The sequence below is a fragment of the Shewanella sp. 125m-7 genome (assembly GCF_052977045.1).
In genome coordinates this window covers 48,472-64,489 of sequence record NZ_JBRILQ010000025.1, presented here as the reverse complement: position 1 = coordinate 64,489, position 16,018 = coordinate 48,472, and the positions used below count along the sequence as shown (strand labels likewise).

14 protein-coding genes are annotated in these 16,018 nt (G+C 42.7%); 7 read left to right on the top strand and 7 right to left on the bottom strand.

The window, feature by feature from the left end; genetic code table 11:
* Nucleotides 1-123: 123 nt before the first annotated feature.
* From ACVBIL_RS12730 to bepA, 4 genes are all read right to left on the bottom strand, one after another.
* Nucleotides 124-2,052, bottom strand: coding sequence for a hypothetical protein (locus tag ACVBIL_RS12730; protein ID WP_447167344.1), 1,929 nt, complete (start codon nucleotides 2,050-2,052; stop codon nucleotides 124-126).
* Between the two features lie 363 nt (nucleotides 2,053-2,415).
* Complete coding sequence (locus tag ACVBIL_RS12725) at nucleotides 2,416-2,784, bottom strand: DUF2069 domain-containing protein (RefSeq protein WP_447167343.1); 369 nt, start codon at nucleotides 2,782-2,784, stop codon at nucleotides 2,416-2,418.
* A 12-nt stretch (nucleotides 2,785-2,796) separates the two neighbouring features.
* Entirely contained in the window at nucleotides 2,797-3,147 is a 351-nt protein-coding gene (arsC, locus tag ACVBIL_RS12720) for an arsenate reductase (glutaredoxin) (protein WP_447167345.1), read from the bottom strand.
* Nucleotides 3,148-3,220: 73 nt separating this feature from the next.
* Nucleotides 3,221-4,681 carry a beta-barrel assembly-enhancing protease gene (bepA, locus tag ACVBIL_RS12715; RefSeq protein WP_447167342.1) on the bottom strand — a complete coding sequence of 487 codons (1,461 nt, stop codon included), beginning with the start codon at nucleotides 4,679-4,681 and terminating at the stop codon, nucleotides 3,221-3,223.
* A 111-nt stretch (nucleotides 4,682-4,792) separates the two neighbouring features.
* Here bepA and ACVBIL_RS12710 point away from each other — a divergent pair, with 111 nt between their 5' ends.
* Nucleotides 4,793-5,008 carry a sulfurtransferase TusA family protein gene (locus tag ACVBIL_RS12710; protein ID WP_447167341.1) on the top strand — a complete coding sequence of 72 codons (216 nt, stop codon included), beginning with the start codon at nucleotides 4,793-4,795 and terminating at the stop codon, nucleotides 5,006-5,008.
* 88 nt (nucleotides 5,009-5,096) lie between these two features.
* Complete coding sequence (locus ACVBIL_RS12705) at nucleotides 5,097-6,206, top strand: AI-2E family transporter (protein WP_447167340.1); 1,110 nt, start codon at nucleotides 5,097-5,099, stop codon at nucleotides 6,204-6,206.
* Nucleotides 6,207-6,334: 128 nt separating this feature from the next.
* Here the strand turns inward: ACVBIL_RS12705 and ACVBIL_RS12700 are convergent, their stop codons facing one another.
* The gene (locus ACVBIL_RS12700) at nucleotides 6,335-7,225 is read right to left on the bottom strand and encodes a LysR family transcriptional regulator ArgP (RefSeq protein ID WP_447167339.1); all 891 of its coding nucleotides are present in this window, start codon (nucleotides 7,223-7,225) and stop codon (nucleotides 6,335-6,337) included.
* 138 nt (nucleotides 7,226-7,363) lie between these two features.
* Between ACVBIL_RS12700 and ACVBIL_RS12695 the strand changes: the two genes are divergently transcribed.
* Nucleotides 7,364-7,978, top strand: coding sequence for a LysE/ArgO family amino acid transporter (locus ACVBIL_RS12695; RefSeq protein WP_447167338.1), 615 nt, complete (start codon nucleotides 7,364-7,366; stop codon nucleotides 7,976-7,978).
* 94 nt (nucleotides 7,979-8,072) lie between these two features.
* On the opposite strand, the gene bcp is transcribed toward ACVBIL_RS12695, so the two are convergent.
* Both bcp and ACVBIL_RS12685 read right to left on the bottom strand, forming a co-directional pair.
* A complete protein-coding gene (bcp, locus tag ACVBIL_RS12690) occupies nucleotides 8,073-8,543 on the bottom strand; it encodes a thioredoxin-dependent thiol peroxidase (RefSeq protein ID WP_447167337.1) in 471 nt (156 codons plus the stop codon).
* Nucleotides 8,544-8,566: 23 nt separating this feature from the next.
* The gene (locus ACVBIL_RS12685; RefSeq protein WP_447167336.1) at nucleotides 8,567-9,103 is read right to left on the bottom strand and encodes a glycine cleavage system protein R; all 537 of its coding nucleotides are present in this window, start codon (nucleotides 9,101-9,103) and stop codon (nucleotides 8,567-8,569) included.
* 240 nt (nucleotides 9,104-9,343) lie between these two features.
* Between ACVBIL_RS12685 and dapA the strand changes: the two genes are divergently transcribed.
* From dapA to ACVBIL_RS12665, 4 genes are all read left to right on the top strand, one after another.
* The gene (gene dapA / locus ACVBIL_RS12680; protein ID WP_447167335.1) at nucleotides 9,344-10,228 is read left to right on the top strand and encodes a 4-hydroxy-tetrahydrodipicolinate synthase; all 885 of its coding nucleotides are present in this window, start codon (nucleotides 9,344-9,346) and stop codon (nucleotides 10,226-10,228) included.
* A 3-nt stretch (nucleotides 10,229-10,231) separates the two neighbouring features.
* The gene (bamC, locus tag ACVBIL_RS12675) at nucleotides 10,232-11,329 is read left to right on the top strand and encodes an outer membrane protein assembly factor BamC (RefSeq protein ID WP_447167334.1); all 1,098 of its coding nucleotides are present in this window, start codon (nucleotides 10,232-10,234) and stop codon (nucleotides 11,327-11,329) included.
* Nucleotides 11,330-11,777: 448 nt separating this feature from the next.
* The gene (locus tag ACVBIL_RS12670; protein ID WP_447167333.1) at nucleotides 11,778-12,857 is read left to right on the top strand and encodes an efflux RND transporter periplasmic adaptor subunit; all 1,080 of its coding nucleotides are present in this window, start codon (nucleotides 11,778-11,780) and stop codon (nucleotides 12,855-12,857) included.
* The gene (locus tag ACVBIL_RS12665; RefSeq protein WP_447167332.1) at nucleotides 12,854-15,946 is read left to right on the top strand and encodes an efflux RND transporter permease subunit; all 3,093 of its coding nucleotides are present in this window, start codon (nucleotides 12,854-12,856) and stop codon (nucleotides 15,944-15,946) included. The genes ACVBIL_RS12670 and ACVBIL_RS12665 overlap by 4 nt, the downstream gene beginning before the upstream one ends.
* Nucleotides 15,947-16,018: the final 72 nt, after the last annotated feature.

Below are 16,018 nucleotides of genomic sequence, written 5' to 3'. Positions count from 1 at the left end.
ATCCACGTTCAGTGCTCTATATACCCAGCCGCTACCCACTTAAATATAAACAGTAGTGCTTATCCGAATAGCATTAAGATAAAGTATCTGGGCTTTTTTGTCTTTAGCAATCAACAGATCTAGCTATTCAACAGGCTTAACATGACGATCGCCGCTCAATTTAAGTTCCACTACAAAAGCTGGCCTCAAAACCTCGCGATTGGCCGCTAATGCTTTTTCTGTCGTAGTATTTATTGGGGATATGGCTAAGTTCTCCGCCCAAGATTGACCTTGTTGCATGGCAATTGGCGTGGGTAGCGCACGTACTACTGCGGTAGCATTTAATTCTGGCATCATTTGATTAATGACGTATGCGGCGCGACTCTCTAGCTTGCTGTCGCCAATTCGGCCGCGTTGCCCCCAGTCAACACTGATACTACTGGCTGTCGGATTATCTGGTTTATCTGTTACTGCTACATCCCGCTGTATCGCATATCTATGACTCATTAATGCTTCTTCAAATAGCATAGCAGCGTCTTCACGCTTGGTTGAGTAAGCATAATAATCACTGGCTCGATCGGGCGAAAAGAAACTTGTGAGATCCGCAGTTGTGTAAGCTTTTTGGGTACCATTAGCGGTTTGTCCCTTAAAGCTAACCTCTGCCAAGTCAGTCATCTCTTGGCTATTGAGCGGATAAAGCGCTGCGAGTTGATCTGATACTAACTGCTCAGCATCACGTCGCCGCAGGTAATCATCGAGTAAGGTTGGGCCAGAGAGCTCGCCGTGCACACTTCTTGGGAAAAAGTCATTGGCATGCGCTAGCTCATGATAAAGTAATGAAGCAAGATCAGGCATCATCTCTTGCGGGCTTCGAGCTGTACGCACATTCCTTGGTACGACATAAGAGGTGTATTGGTTATTTTTAACGTAGCGCCAAGGCATTAAGAAATCTAAATCATTGCCAAACCCGCTGCGGTAATCAGGCGCTTCATTGATTGTGTCTCGTTCTTCTGCCAGTAACCATAAGTCGTTTGGATCCAGATATATCGCACCAGTTACAACCCAATAAAATGATGGCCTAACATCGTAACTAATGACAACGGCAGTAACCGATTGTAATAGCGTTGCAAAGTCACTATTGGCATCGAGGTTTTCAAGGAAGTATTCAAAGTTTTCGCCCATCCATTGGTGAGAAACCAAGACTCGGTCTAGTATTGCTTGTTTATCTATGCCTTGGGTTTGCCCAATAAGAGGCAGGCGAGTAATGCTACAACTTTGTTGTAACTGATTTGAATAGACGCATGTTTGTAGATCTTCTTTATATGGAGAGTCGGCTTGGTAGGCAAAGGTATTCGCCACTCTCTCATCAAAGTAAGGGGAGGTAATCGTCGCTTGTTTGGTGATCAATAACTGCACATCGTCAGTCACTGTTTGGCTATTTATCACCGCAGTTGCTCTTAATGTACTAATGGTGTCTTCGTTAACACTCGGCGCGGTAAACAGCGCAGTTTCAGCGGTACTGATGTCAACATTGAAATTTGGGCCCGATGCGATACACCAAGCTATTTGAGACGGTGAGTTAGTGTCAGGAGTATCGATGCGAAAACTAACGGCGTTTCCTTCATTGACTTGGTGATCGATCCTAGCCGCCAATTGATTTTCGTTGCCAGAGTTTAAATTTATGTCAATCGTTTCATTATAAGTGTCACCATTTCCGCTGACCGATAATTCAAATTTATAACGACCACTTTGATTTGCTGTAAATGCCAAAATAGGGCTTTTAACACTTTTTAAAATTAAAGTTGGCCCTGATGTTTGCACCCAATTAAAGGTAAAGTCGGCGATGTTTTGCTCATCCAGCTTGACTGCGATGGCAGCGGGTTGCCCAACCATGTAATCCGCTTCAGTATAAAAGGTCACCGCAGATGCGGTTGAAACTTGATTGAGCTCAGTTTGTGTTTCACATCGAGTTAAGCCTTCAGGTACCACTGGAGGAGCGCTGCTATCACTACTTCCACCGCACGCAGAAAGCCCTATCAGGCTGAATAAGGCGTAAGTTAAGGAGCGTTTCATGTATTTATCCTTTATTTTTATTATTTTCTGCTACAAATATTCGAATACATAATCAGTATATCGCACGTCGGTTGTTGCGCAAATAAAGGTTTGTCTAATGATTTTCTTGGTGTTTTGTTTAATGGTATGTTGGTTTTAGTGCGGTATTGGCTTTGCGTAACTGTCTTAGCTTGCTATTAGAAAGTTACTTTTTCAAGACTGGTTGTTTAAGGCTATTTCTAAAGATTACTTTTACTAAGGCTAAGCAGTGCAGATCTCTACTGGATTAATAATATTATTGGATTAACAGATTACGGGAAGAAATCGTGAAGAGGGCACTGACGAATGATGATTCATTCGTCTCACTCATCAGTGCTTAGTGGGCTATTTTTTCTTTTTTAAACCAAGACCGAGCTCGCGGCCACGGATCCTAGCGTAAAAAGGGAATCCTATTAATAAACTGCCAATGAGTAAGGACTCTATCACTGCAAATAAGGTCTGCGTTTCGGTGACGTAAACTAATGTTAGCGCATGCAGCATATACAGGCAGAGAATAAAACTTGCCCAAGCATAAGTGTAAGGTTTTCCAGTCAAAATGCCTTTTAGTGGTAACAGCAAAGGTACAAGCCAAAGTAGGCTAAAAAACATGGAGTATTCGCCAGTTAACCCTTGGCGTATGAACCATGCCCCTAACATCATGACCAATGCCACATAACCTGCGCGGCAAAGCTTAAATAGGGTTGTCGAGTTCATCACTAGCCTCGTTTATATTATAGAAAGCACGTTTTCAGGAGGGCGACCTATTACAGCTTTGTTATTAGCCAGTACGATTGGACGCTCAATAAGCTTAGGGGTGTTGATCATTGCTGTTATTAATTGCTCATCGGTTAAAGAGGGATCACTTAAACCTTGCTCTATATACTCAGCTTCTTTGACTCGCATCATCTCTCTTGGTGCGATATCGAGCTTTGCTAAAATATCGGCGATATCATTTGCCGTTACCGGAGTTTTTAAATACTCAATAATCTCTATTTTACAGTTGTTCTCTTCTAATAACGCCAAGGTTTGGCGGCTTTTTGAACATCTTGGATTGTGATAAATACTCACGTTTGTCATAGTCATTTTATTGTTATTAAAAGTTAAGAGTATGATACGTTAATTTGTGATTGGAGTCACAAATTAACTGTGGTTATTGCAGCTTTTCAAGGGCTCTATCTGCTTGTCTAAATTGTCTAATTCGCGCTTCAATTCGAGCAAGCTGCAATGAGTCTCCTTTAGCCTCACGATAGGCAAAATTAAGCTGATCAATAGCCGTTTTGTAATCAGCGATTAATGCTAAAGATTCAGCCTTAACAAAGTATTCCATCGCCTTATTACCATTTTTCTTGTACGCCTGGTTTAACAGTATGTAAGCAAGTTGGTCTTGTTTATCGAGGAAGATCAAGTCTTCAAGTAAAGGAATTGCCTTCTTTACCTGATTATCTTCAAGATAGATATTAGCTAGATTGGTATTTACCACTGGAGATGTGGGCTTTAACTGTTTTTGCGCTAATAGCAAGGCAATTGCTTCCTTGTTAGCGCCTCTTTGATTGAGCAGATCGGTTTTAGTATCGATGTAGAATAAGTTATTAGGACTCTTAGCCAATAACTCATCGATGATAACTTCAGATTCGCTATACTTTTTCAACCTAAACAAGGCTAGCGCTTTGCCGTATTGTGCGGCGTTTTTGAAAGTATAACGATTATGTTTTAACTGCTGTTCAAAAATAGAAAGGGCTGCTTGCTCACTGTATCCTGAAAATCGCACCTGAATCCGTGCTTTAGCCAACTGGAAGTTTAGGTTGTCGGCAACGTGTCTTAATGGGTAACGTTCGGCGCGAATACGTGCTTCTGAGATCCGCGACTCTGGTAATGGGTGAGTGAGCAGCATTTGGGGCGGCTTGGTGGTGAACCGGTATCGAGTTGCCAATTTCCCAAAAAAATCTGCTGCGCCATTGGGATCAAATCCGGCGTCAACCATGATCTGCATTCCGATTCGGTCGGCTTCCTTTTCGTGTAAACGGGTGTAGTTGATCTTGGATTGTGTGGCGAGTGCTTGTGTTGTTGCTAAGGCTGCCATACCGGCTTGAGGGGACGCTATGGTTAATAAGATGGCACCAAGCATGCCTGCTATTGTTGCCGTGGAACTTTTTTGTTGGGCTTCTAGCGAGCGTGCTAAGTGACGTTGAGTAACGTGGGTAATTTCGTGGCCAATCACCGAGGCTAACTCGCTTTCTGTGTCAGCATTGAGAAATAAACCGGTATGCACGCCTACATGACCACCGAAAAATGCAAACGCGTTGATCTCATCATTTCTAAGTAGGAAGAAATAAAAGGGCGTTTTGACTCCGGTGGCATGTGCTACCAGTTTATTACCTAATTCAGTTAAGTATTGATTTAAAACCGGATCGTTTAGCATAGGTGCAGAGCCGCGGATCACTCTCATGTACGCATCACCAAACTCAGTTTCTTTTTCTAAGCTGAATGTATTAACCGCCGCTGTACCTAAGTCAGGCAAATCGTTATTTGCATAACTAACAGACGTACTGGTGCATAAAATAAACGAGAGGGCACCTGCAATGACGGATTTAGACAATGATAATTTGCTCAAGCGGATCCTTAATTTGGGCTATGCTTCTGTTAATACTTGGTCACAATGCTTGCTTGTGGTTTGTGTTGCCTATTAGGATAATAGCCTTAGATTGTTTATAGCAAGTTCATTATGATTATTATTGATTTAACTCCATACCGTTGTCCGTTACCCTTAGTAAAAGTCAAACTTGCGCTAAAGCCACTGTCATCGGGAGAAAGCATACGTGTTTTATTATCCGACCCCGGTTCTAGGCAAGATGTTCCCCGCTATTTAAAAAAAGCGGGATTTTGTTATACGGTGTTTGAAGATAATGATGCTATTTTGTCGTTAAGCGTGACGAAGTAAAAGAGACTTTATACAATTTTACATAAGTAAAAATCATTATAACGATGGCTGAAAAGGACTAGCGAGGCCATCAAACTAGGGAATTTGAATGTTATCAGTTTTAAGCCGTTGGTATAAAGAACGTTTTAGTGATCCTCAAGCCGTCACCTTAGTCCTCATTTTAGTTGGTCTTGCTCTTGCTATATATTTTGCAGGTGGCCTATTAGCACCACTGCTTATTGCTTTGGTATTGGCTTTTTTGTTGGAATGGCCCGTCGCACAAATGGCGCGGATTGGCATCAATCGCACCACTGCCGCCTCGTTAGTATTGATATTGTTTATCGGGTTGATGTTGCTAATTAGTTTTGGCTTGGTGCCTAGTATCTGGCGTCAGGGAGTGAGTTTAATTGGCGACTTGCCAAGCATGATTGATAAGGGGCTGATCACCGCTCAGTCATATATCAATCAATACCCTCAATTTGTTAACCCAAGTCAGCTAGATACCATGGTTGCCGAACTGAAAAAGATGTTGGATACCCAACATTTACTCGATATCGGTAAGCAAATACTGGGCTATTCAGCGTCTTTGTTAGTGCTGATGGTGTACGCGATTTTAATCCCATTATTAGTGTTCTTTTTCTTAAAGGATAAAGATGAACTTATAAAAGGCAGCAAACGCTTTTTTCCAACAAATCGTGATTTAGCCCGTAAAGTATGGAATGAGATGAATCAACAGATCTTCAACTACATTCGCGGCAAGGTTATCGAGATCTTTATTATTGGAGTCGTCAGTTATATTTTCTTTGCTTTTATGGATCTACGTTACGCGGCATTGCTCGGCGTGCTTACGGGCTTGTCGGTACTGATCCCTTACGTTGGTGCTACTTTGGTGACGCTGCCAATTGCTTTGGTTGCATTTGTGCAATGGGGGGTAAGTCCTGAGTTTGGCTACCTGATGGTGGGTTACGGTATTATTCAAGCCTTAGATGGTAATGTATTGGTCCCTCTGTTGTTTTCTGATGCTGTAGATTTGCACCCTGTATTTATTATTGCAGCCGTGTTGGTATTCGGCGGTTTGTGGGGTGTGTGGGGAGTATTCTTTGCGATACCTTTGGCATCTTTGGTTAAGGCTGTGATTAACGCTTGGCCAGTACCAAAGACCGAAGAAATACCTGAAACTGAAGTGATAAAAGAATCTGTAACGCTCGAATCAAAGTAAGATTATTTGACCTGTTATTTAAATACACATAAAAATTCGCTCAATTTCGAGCGGATTTTTATGTTTTATCTGATGAATACCAATCGTACTAAATAGGTGATCGGTATAAGTCTAAATATGCCTATCATCTAGCTATGCAATACATGTTTTGCACTTGCAGCTAATGCTCGATAAATGACACTAGTTTGTTTTGCTTTAATATTCCAGTGCTGCCAATAAAGCGGCACTTGCATGCGTTTGTCTGGAAATATTTCGACTAATTTGCCACTTTCTAACAGGTCTTTAGCTTGTGGGTGAGCAACTAAACCGTAGCCTAACCCCATCTTTATGGCTTCTAGAAAACTTTCGGAAGAGGGGATTTTGTGTTCTCGCCATCGCTTATCACTAATATCAAAATAAAAGTTTAAGAACTTGTCATGGAGCTTATCTTTAGTTGAAAACACAACCGCTGGAGCTTGAGTGATATCTTCAAGAGTAAACTCTGATGTAAAAAATGTCTCAATAAACTGTGGGGTAGCAACACATAGGTACTCCATGTTACCCAGAAACTCACTACTACAACCAGATAAGGCTATCTGTGTGGTGGTTACGCAACCTACAGCCTCCCCATTTTTAAGCAAGTGATGTGTATAGGCCTCATCGTCAACAATTAACTCTAGTAGCCATTTATGATGTTTAAAGGTGTCGGCGAGAGCGGGTAAAAACCAGGTCGCTAAACTATCAGCGTTTACCGCTATTTTTACAATTGTTGGTAATGATGGATCGTCAACATCCATTTCAGAACGTAGTTCACTTTCTAATAACTGTACTTGAGCATAATGCCGTAGCAAGCGCTTCCCCGTTTCTGTGGCTCTGATGGGGTTTGCCCTTACTAATAAGGATTGGCCCACTTTTTCTTCGAGTAATTTGATCCGCTGCGACACCGCAGATTGGCTGATGTATAGGCGTTTTGCGGCTTTATCGAATCCTCCTTCAGCGACAACAATCGATAGCGCTTTAAGGTGTGCATAATCAAACATACTATTCTCCAACAAGTCATGGTTCTGCAAATTCACAGTATTAGTTTTACTTATATATTATTAAATTTATTAGTTGTACTTATTTTTTTGCGACGATTAAGCTAGCGCCTTAGAAATTAACGTCGTTTTGAGGTCGGCATGCAGACAGCATTTATACAAGGTATGGGAATAGGCGGAAGCCTAATTATGGCAGTTGGAGCACAAAATGCTTTTGTATTAAAACAAGGGCTTAAGCGTTCTCATTCATTACCTATCGCTGCTATTTGTTCTTTTATCGATGCGATAATGATCACCGCTGGTGTGGCTGGTCTCGGTCATCTTATTTTAGCTTTTCCACTTATTAAAGATATTGCTAGTTTTGGCGGTGCTATATTTTTACTCATTTATGGCTATGGCGCACTAAAGTCTTCATTTAGCGAGAACACAATGGTGAGTGAAGAAAACCATGTGGCAGACAGTTTAAAAAAGGCGGTATTGACGACGCTGGCAATCAGTTTACTGAATCCACATCTTTATTTAGATACTGTGGTTTTGTTAGGTAGTATTAGTGTTCAATTTGAGGGGACGGATAAACAATGGTTTGGCGCGGGTGCAGTATTAGCCTCTTTTGTGTGGTTTTTCAGTTTAAGTATAGGCGCTAAATATTTGAGTCCGGTATTTAAAAAACCTAAGGCTTGGTGTTACCTAGACCGCTTTATTTGTTTCACCATGTGGTCTATTGCCGCAGCATTGATCTATCCATATCTGGTTTAGTTATGCAGATCTAAAAAAGGAGCATTAAAGCTCCTTTTTTAGATCATATTTCACGGCGAAGTATTGGAATACTCGCTTTCAAATCGATTCAGCTTTAGCTATTTTTCAAATGAGCTAATACGACTTCGTGATGGTCTTTTGTTTTAAATTTATTGAAAACATGTGCAACTTTACCGTCTTGACCAATTAAGAAACTCAAGCGATGTATACCGTCATAAATTTTGCCCATAAACTTCTTTTCACCCCAAACACCAAAAGCGTCGGCAATGGCGTGATCTTCATCGCTTAGCAGAGAGAAGTTAAGTGACTGTTTATCTGCGAATTTTGCAAGTTTAGCTACGGGGTCTGGGCTTAAGCCAAATACTGTAACCGAGAGGTTATTGAGCTCTTCTTTACTGTCTCGTAGGCCGCAGGCCTGCACGGTACAACCGGGTGTAGACGCCTTAGGATAAAAGTAAACCAGTACGGGGCCTTTTGTTAAAGCTTCAGTAAGGCTTACAGACTCATCTTTTTGATTTTGTAGAGTAAAAAGTGGCGCGTTATCGCCGGCTGTTAAGGTATTCATATTCTTATCCATGTTAATCAGGGTTAGCTTTCGACGCCTTGCATACGCTCAATCGTGCACTCTAGCGTTAGCTCATTAGCTAATTCAAACACGCCCACTTCCAATTTATCGACATCAACCTTTTCAGGTACATTAATGGTTAGGTTAATGTTTTGCGTTGGATTACCAGACGCATCTTCTTCAGCATGGGATTTCACCGCCGCGATATCTAACGATCTTTCTGCCATAAATTGGGTGATCTTTCTCATCGTTCCCCGCTGGTCACGACCACTGAAGTTGATGTCTAAACGGGAGATATAGTTTTGCGGCGTGTGTTTTGACGTACGCTTCATCACCGTTAATAATTCTAGCTCTACGCTTAGACTCGGTAATGAGGTTTCCATCTTGGTGATCGATGACCAAGAGCCCGCTAACATCATAATCAAGGTGAATTCATTACCAAAAAGTGCCATGCGACTATCAACAATATCGCAGTCACACTCACTCGCGAGTCGTGCAAACTTACTTACAATACCTGGACGGTCAGCCCCCATTGCAGTAACGACCAAGTGATTGGACATTTCATACCCCATATTGTTATTTGTTTAGGCTGAAAAATAGCCGATGTGGTGACGTATTTTTCTCGTGGTCAGTAATGCTATCACAACTTAATCAGTTTGCGATCCTTGTCATTGTGATCCTGCCACTTATTTAATATGTTTCAAGTTGATGATGAATATGCTCAAGTCTTGCATAGTAGAGCTTGTTTTTAGTGGATTGCATCAGTACCATAGCCAGTCCTGAACCCTTGGGGAATACACATGATATACGGAAGCATCGTTGCCTTAATCACACCAATGAATAGTGATGGCACAGTAGATTATAAAAGTCTTGAAAGTTTAGTTGAGTACCATATCGCCCAAGGTACAGATGCCATCGTTGCCGTTGGCACAACTGGTGAGTCTGCAACACTACCGGCAAAAGAGCATATTAGCGTAGTCGAACAAACGGTAAAATTTGCAGCGGGCCGTATCCCAATTATTGGTGGTAATGGCGCTAACGCAACGGCAGAAGCGGTTGAGTTAACGAAAGGACTCTCAAATACTGGTGTGGCAGCAATGCTAGGTGTCACACCTTATTACAACAAGCCAACACCGAAGGGGCTTATTGCACACTATACCGCAGTCGCTGCGAGTACCGATGTGCCACAAATCCTATATAACGTACCAGGACGCACCGCTGTCGATATGCTGCCAGAAACAGTAGCTCAACTCGTGGGTGTAAAAAATATTATCGGTGTTAAAGAAGCGACTGGCGATCTGTCTCGCGTAAAAGAATTACGTCGTTTATGCGGTGAAGATTTCTTGCTTTACAGTGGCGATGATGCCACTGCAAGAGAGTTTCTCGCACTCGGTGGTAATGGTGTTATTTCGGTTGCGAATAACATTGTTCCAAAACAGTTTAAAGCCATGTGTGATGCGGCTTTAGCGGGTAATATCTCAGTGGCGCTGAACGCTGAAGAGTCAATTCAATCGTTATTTAGTGCGCTGTTCTGTGAAGCGAATCCTATCCCTGTAAAATGGGCGGCTCACCGTATGGGACTGATCAGTCGAGGTGATATTCGTTTGCCATTAACTGAACTTTCTCCAGAGTTTCATGGTCTGTTGCTAGAAGCGATGAAAAATGCCCGAATAGAGGTTGAATAATAAATGCTAAAGCAAATATCTCCACTGATCTTAGTTGCTGCAGTTACTGCATGTAGTACACCGATTGACAGAAGACAGGCAAATGATACGGATCAGAATTACCAAGATCTGGTTATTGCACCTGAATTAGTTATCCCCGCAGGCTTAAATAAGCCGACTTATAGCAAGGAATATACTATTCCAGCTGTGGGCACCAAGGCCGATAAAGCGCTAGTTGGCACAAACCTTGATATTCGCCCACCGCTACAGGTTTTACCTATGGCAGAAGGAACACGAGTAGAAGAGGGCGACGACAATATTAAAATCGTTATTGAGTCGATTGATAATGATATTGATCTAAAGCAAGAAGTATTTGATGTTTTAAAAGAGTACTTTGCGAGTAAGTCAATTTCAATACGCAGTGAAAACTATGAGCTTGGTACGATTGAAACGGATTGGATCGAAAGCTCTCAAGTTATCGAGTCTAGCTTCTGGGGAAGCGACAAAGTTTATACCCTGAAGCAGCGTTACGTATATAAAGTAGATGTTCGTCCTCACGGTCGTAGCGGCAACTTAACGATTGAGTTGGTTGAGCATGAAGAAAGCTATGACGGCGAGCGTCAGGATATTCTATTAAGTGGCGAAGATAAGCGTCGTTATACTATTGATAGATTAAATGACTCAATCAGTTACATGAGTGTCGAACGTGCTAGAGCATTGAAAGCGAAACGCTTAAAGCAAAGTCTTGGTATTGATGTCAACCTTATCGCGGATGCACAAGAGCAAGCTTATTGGTTAGCTGATGCGAAGTTTAAACGCACTTGGGATCGTCTACGTATCGTACTACCTGAAATGGGTTTTGAAATTGTCGATATGGACAGTAACAAAGGTCTACTTTATATCAATGTGACTGATGATTCAGGTTTCTGGAGCTCGTTATGGAGTGAGAAAGAGCTACCAATTGAAGCCGGTTCTTATCGTATTGAGCTTAAAGATGGCATTGATGACAAGACTGAAATTCACCTCTTGAACGCAAAAAATGAACCTTTGTCTAACGAGGTTGTGACTGTTGTTTATGATGGTTTTTCAGAGTTGATGCGTGAAGATCGCAAAGTACGCTAATCGTAATCACTAATGTAAAGTCAAATAACAAAGGAGCCTAAGGGCTCCTTTGTTGTTTTCAGCGCTAAAATTAAGCTAGCTTAGAGCCAGAATAATAAATATGTAATAGTAATCAGGATAAGAAAGCGAGCGATTGAGAGTGTTTATGGCAAGTAAATTAAATACGGATGGATGCTGCGAATGTCATTAATGCACGACGATAAGGATATAGGAGGTAGAGCGAAGCTGGATGCTAGAGCCGAGGAGCAATTCATAATATTACCGCGCAAGCGCTAAACTCTTGCTGAGCGATCACATCTTTATATTGATGGATATAAGTTAGAACGTTGTGCTGAAAACGACCTTGTGTGACTCAAGTGTTTTATTTGTAAGAAAAAGTAAAACGTATTGAAGCAAAGTTATCTCTAGGTAAACTAACTGCAACTAAAAGTAGTTTGTTAAGGCCGACATGAAAAAAATAATAATAATCCTTACATTGCTAGCCGTTGCAGCATATCTCTATTGGCAGCAACCTCCAGCACAACCGCAAAAGAAATCTCGCCCCACACCCAATGTCGTTATTACTAAAGCCGCGATGCAACCGATACGTGATGAAGTCGAAGCGTTAGGAACTAGCAAGGCCAACGAGTCTATTACAGTGACGCCTAAAGTGACTGACGTCGTTACCCAAGTCAACTTTAATGACGGTGATTTAGTCCAGAAGGGACGCTTGCTTATCCAACTGCAAGACAGTGAACAGCGTGCACGTGTCACGGTTGCCAAGGTTAAAGTTAAAGATCATCAACGAGAGCTTGAGCGCATTCGCAGTCTAGTTACCAGTCAAACAATTGCAGAGCTTGAGCGCGATAGGCTGCAAACCTTGATTGATACCGCAAAAGCGGAGTTAGCACAGGCACAATCTGCCTTAGGAGATCGCAGTATTAAGGCGCCGTTTTCTGGTGCATTAGGGTTACGCCAAGTTAGCGTTGGTGCGCTAGTCAGTCCAGGCAATGCGATTACAACCTTAGATGATATCTCTGTCATCAAGTTGGATTTTTCTGTACCTGAGCGTTTTTTGCAAGCCTTAGCATTAGGAAAGAAGGTTGAAGCTACTGCTGTAGCATTCGACGATGAGGTGTTTAAAGGTAAAGTGGTGTCTATTGATAGTCGCATTAACCCCAAGACTCGCACCGTAATCGTCAGGGCTGAGATCCCTAACCCAACACAAAGATTACTTCCAGGCATGTTGATGAAGGTGATGCTGATCAAAACCAGCCGTGATGCACTGATATTGCCAGAATCTGCCATTATTCCAATTCAAGATAGGCATTATGTCTATGTGGTCAATGACGAAGACGTTATTGAGCAAAAGCAAGTGTCTCTAGGTCTGCGTAAGCGGGGTTGGGTTGAAATTATTGACGGTGTCGTGCTGGATGAGCAAGTCGTGATCCGCGGGCTTTTAAAAGTGCGCCCTGGCGATAAAGTCAAAGTGACCTTTAGCGAGCGCTTTAGTTTTCTTAAGCAGGCGAGTGTGGAGCCAGTGGCATGATCTTAACTGATATTTCGGTTAAGCGACCGGTCTTCGCTTCTGTTATTAGTATTTTATTGATTGTTTTTGGCTTAGTGGCGTTTGAAAAGCTGCCGCTAAGAGAGTATCCAAATATCGACCCGCCAGTGGTCTCAATTCAGACCAATTACCGTGGTGCGAGTGCCGCAGTAGTCGAAAGCCGTATCACTCAATTAGTCGAAGATAGAATTAGCGGCGTTGAAGGTATTAAACACATTAGTTCATCGAGCAGTGATGGCCGCTCAAATGTAACGTTAGAGTTTGATGTTGGCCGTGATATTGAAGCGGCTGCAAATGATGTGCGAGATAGGGTATCAGGGCTACTTAATAACCTCCCCGAAGAAGCTGAACCGCCAGAGGTTCAAAAGGCCAATGGGGGAGATGAAGTCATTATGTGGCTTAATTTGGTCTCAGATCAGATGACCACTTTACAACTAACAGATTACGCCAGACGTTATTTAGTCGACCGTTTTTCTGTGATTGATGGTGTTGCAAATATGCGCCTTGGTGGCGGTAAAGTCTATGCCATGCGGGTGTGGATTGACAGGCAAGCGCTAGCGGCAAGAAATTTAACGGTAGCAGATATTGAGTCAGCACTTCGTTCGGAGAATGTTGAATTACCTGCAGGAAGTGTAGAGTCAAAAGAGCGCCACTTTACGGTGCGATTAGAGCGCAGTTATAAAACATCTGATGATTTTGCCAACTTAGTTCTAGCAGAAGGCGATGACGGTTACCTAATAAAACTCGGTGATGTTGCCAAAGTTGAAATTGGCTCAGAAGAGGAGCGGATTACTTTCAGAGGTAACCGCGAAGCCATGATTGGTCTTGGCGTGTCAAAGCAATCAACTGCCAACACACTCGACGTTGCCCGCGCAGCGAATAAATTAGTCGATCAGATTAATCCAACCTTACCCGCAGGTATGGAAATAAAGCGTTCTTACGATAGCTCAGTATTTATTGAAGCCTCGGTTAAAGAGGTTTACCAGACACTATTTATCGCCATGTTTTTAGTGATAGTGGTGATATACCTGTTCCTTGGTAGTGTGCGCGCCATGCTTATTCCGGCATTAACCGTTCCCGTGTCTTTGATGGCAACTTTTATCGTGCTGTATGCACTTGGCTATACCATTAACCTACTAACCTTGCTGGCGATGATCCTAGCGATTGGTATGGTCGTTGATGATGCGATTGTAGTACTGGAAAACATTCACAGGCGTATAGAAGAAGGTGATACACCGTTAAAAGCAGCTTACCTAGGCGCTCGTGAGGTGGCATTTGCCGTAGTGGCAACGACTTTAGTTTTAGTGGCGGTATTCATGCCGATTACGTTCTTAGAAGGTGATCTGGGTAAGTTATTTAAAGAGTTTGCGGTTGCAATGAGTGCGGCGGTTATTTTTTCAAGTATTGTGGCATTAACCTTAAGCCCTATGATGTGCTCCAAGCTGCTTAAGCCTTCAGGACAAGACTCTTGGTTGGTACGTAAAATAGATGCGGGCATGGATAGCCTTTCTGCTCATTACCGGATGATTTTGCTGAAAGCGATGAAGCATCCATTTTTAGTCTCATCGCTGATCCTCATTGCACTTGTCAGTAGTGCTTTTTTAGCCAAAGAAGTCCCGCAAGAGTTTGCGCCAAGAGAAGATAGAGGATCAATGTTCCTGATTGTTAACGGGCCTCAAGGGGCAAGTTTTGAATATATTGAATCTTATATGGATGAAATAGAGAATCGCTTGATGCCATTAGTTGAGGCTGGCGAAATTAAGCGTTTGCTTATTCGTGCGCCCAGAGGCTTTGGCCGTAGCTCAAATTTCTCTAACGGTATGGCGATTATTGTGCTCGAGGACTGGGCGGTTAGGCGTAGCGCGTTTGAAATCATTGGTGATATTAGAGGGCGTCTATCAGATTTAGCGGGAGTAAGGGCGTTTCCTGTGATGAGGCAAGCCTTTGGCCGTGGAGTCGGTAAACCCGTGCAATTTGTTTTAGGTGGTCCGAGTTATGAAGAGCTCGCTAGATGGCGCGATATTATTATCGAAAAAGCGAAAGAAAATCCAAACCTAGTGGGGTTAGATCACGACTATAACGAGACTAAACCCCAACTTAGAGTGGTGATCGACAAAGACAGAGCATCTGATCTTGGGGTGTCTATATCCCATATCGGGCGTACGTTGGAATCGATGTTAGGCTCCCGTTTAGTAACGACTTTCATGAGAGATGGTGAAGAGTACGATGTGATTATTGAGGGCAATCGCGATAATCAAAATACTGCCAACGACCTTGAGAATATCTATGTTCGCTCTGACAGAAGTAAAGAGCTGATCCCATTGTCTAACTTGGTGCATGTTGAAGAGTTTGCCGATGCCAGTCAGCTTAATCGCTATAATCGTATGCGCGCTATTACGATTGAAGCTAATCTGGCCGATGGGTATAGCTTAGGTGAAGCGCTAGATTACTTAAATGACTTAACCCATGAGTATCTGCCTGCTGAGGCGATAGTCAGTTATAAAGGGCAGTCGCTCGATTACCAGGACTCAGGTAATTCGATGTATTTCGTGTTCGTTTTAGCGTTAGGTATTGTATTTCTCGTGTTAGCCGCTCAATTTGAAAGTTACGTTCATCCATTGGTGATAATGCTGACAGTTCCTTTGGCGACACTTGGTGCGCTTATTGGGCTTTGGGCAACGGGGCAAAGCCTTAATATATACAGTCAGATAGGGATCATCATGCTGGTGGGGCTAGCGGCAAAAAATGGTATTTTGATTGTTGAGTTTGCCAATCAGTTACGAGATAAAGGCGTTGAATTCCAGCAATCGATCATTCAGGCATCGAGTCAGCGATTGAGACCCATTTTAATGACGGGGATCACCACAGCTGCAGGTGCGGTCCCGTTAGTTCTTTCCGAGGGCGCGGGCGCTGAAACACGCTTTGTTATTGGTGTTGTAGTGTTATCGGGCATTACATTGGCAACCTTCTTTACGTTGCTCGTGATCCCAGTGGCTTACTCGTTATTAGCAAAGAATACTGGCTCGCCAGAGAAGATTGCGAAGCTGCTTGAAAAGGAGCTAGCACAGTAGAATTAGCAGGGCGGGGCTAAGTGATTGTTGCGATGAGCTCTCGCTGAGCGATCAGATTTTTATACTGATTGG

What these genes read in the sequence shown, in the direction of transcription:
- ACVBIL_RS12730 (WP_447167344.1), bottom strand. Translation starts at nt 2,052, where the DNA reads ATGAAACGCTCCTTAACTTACGCCTTATTCAGCCTGATAGGGCTTTCT.
- ACVBIL_RS12725 (WP_447167343.1), bottom strand. Translation starts at nt 2,784, where the DNA reads ATGAACTCGACAACCCTATTTAAGCTTTGCCGCGCAGGTTATGTGGCA.
- arsC (WP_447167345.1), bottom strand. Translation starts at nt 3,147, where the DNA reads ATGACAAACGTGAGTATTTATCACAATCCAAGATGTTCAAAAAGCCGC.
- ACVBIL_RS12710 (WP_447167341.1), top strand. Translation starts at nt 4,793, where the DNA reads ATGATTATTATTGATTTAACTCCATACCGTTGTCCGTTACCCTTAGTA.
- ACVBIL_RS12705 (WP_447167340.1), top strand. Translation starts at nt 5,097, where the DNA reads ATGTTATCAGTTTTAAGCCGTTGGTATAAAGAACGTTTTAGTGATCCT.
- ACVBIL_RS12700 (WP_447167339.1), bottom strand. Translation starts at nt 7,225, where the DNA reads ATGTTTGATTATGCACACCTTAAAGCGCTATCGATTGTTGTCGCTGAA.
- ACVBIL_RS12695 (WP_447167338.1), top strand. Translation starts at nt 7,364, where the DNA reads ATGCAGACAGCATTTATACAAGGTATGGGAATAGGCGGAAGCCTAATT.
- bcp (WP_447167337.1), bottom strand. Translation starts at nt 8,543, where the DNA reads ATGAATACCTTAACAGCCGGCGATAACGCGCCACTTTTTACTCTACAA.
- ACVBIL_RS12685 (WP_447167336.1), bottom strand. Translation starts at nt 9,103, where the DNA reads ATGTCCAATCACTTGGTCGTTACTGCAATGGGGGCTGACCGTCCAGGT.
- dapA (WP_447167335.1), top strand. Translation starts at nt 9,344, where the DNA reads ATGATATACGGAAGCATCGTTGCCTTAATCACACCAATGAATAGTGAT.
- bamC (WP_447167334.1), top strand. Translation starts at nt 10,232, where the DNA reads ATGCTAAAGCAAATATCTCCACTGATCTTAGTTGCTGCAGTTACTGCA.
- ACVBIL_RS12670 (WP_447167333.1), top strand. Translation starts at nt 11,778, where the DNA reads ATGAAAAAAATAATAATAATCCTTACATTGCTAGCCGTTGCAGCATAT.
- ACVBIL_RS12665 (WP_447167332.1), top strand. Translation starts at nt 12,854, where the DNA reads ATGATCTTAACTGATATTTCGGTTAAGCGACCGGTCTTCGCTTCTGTT.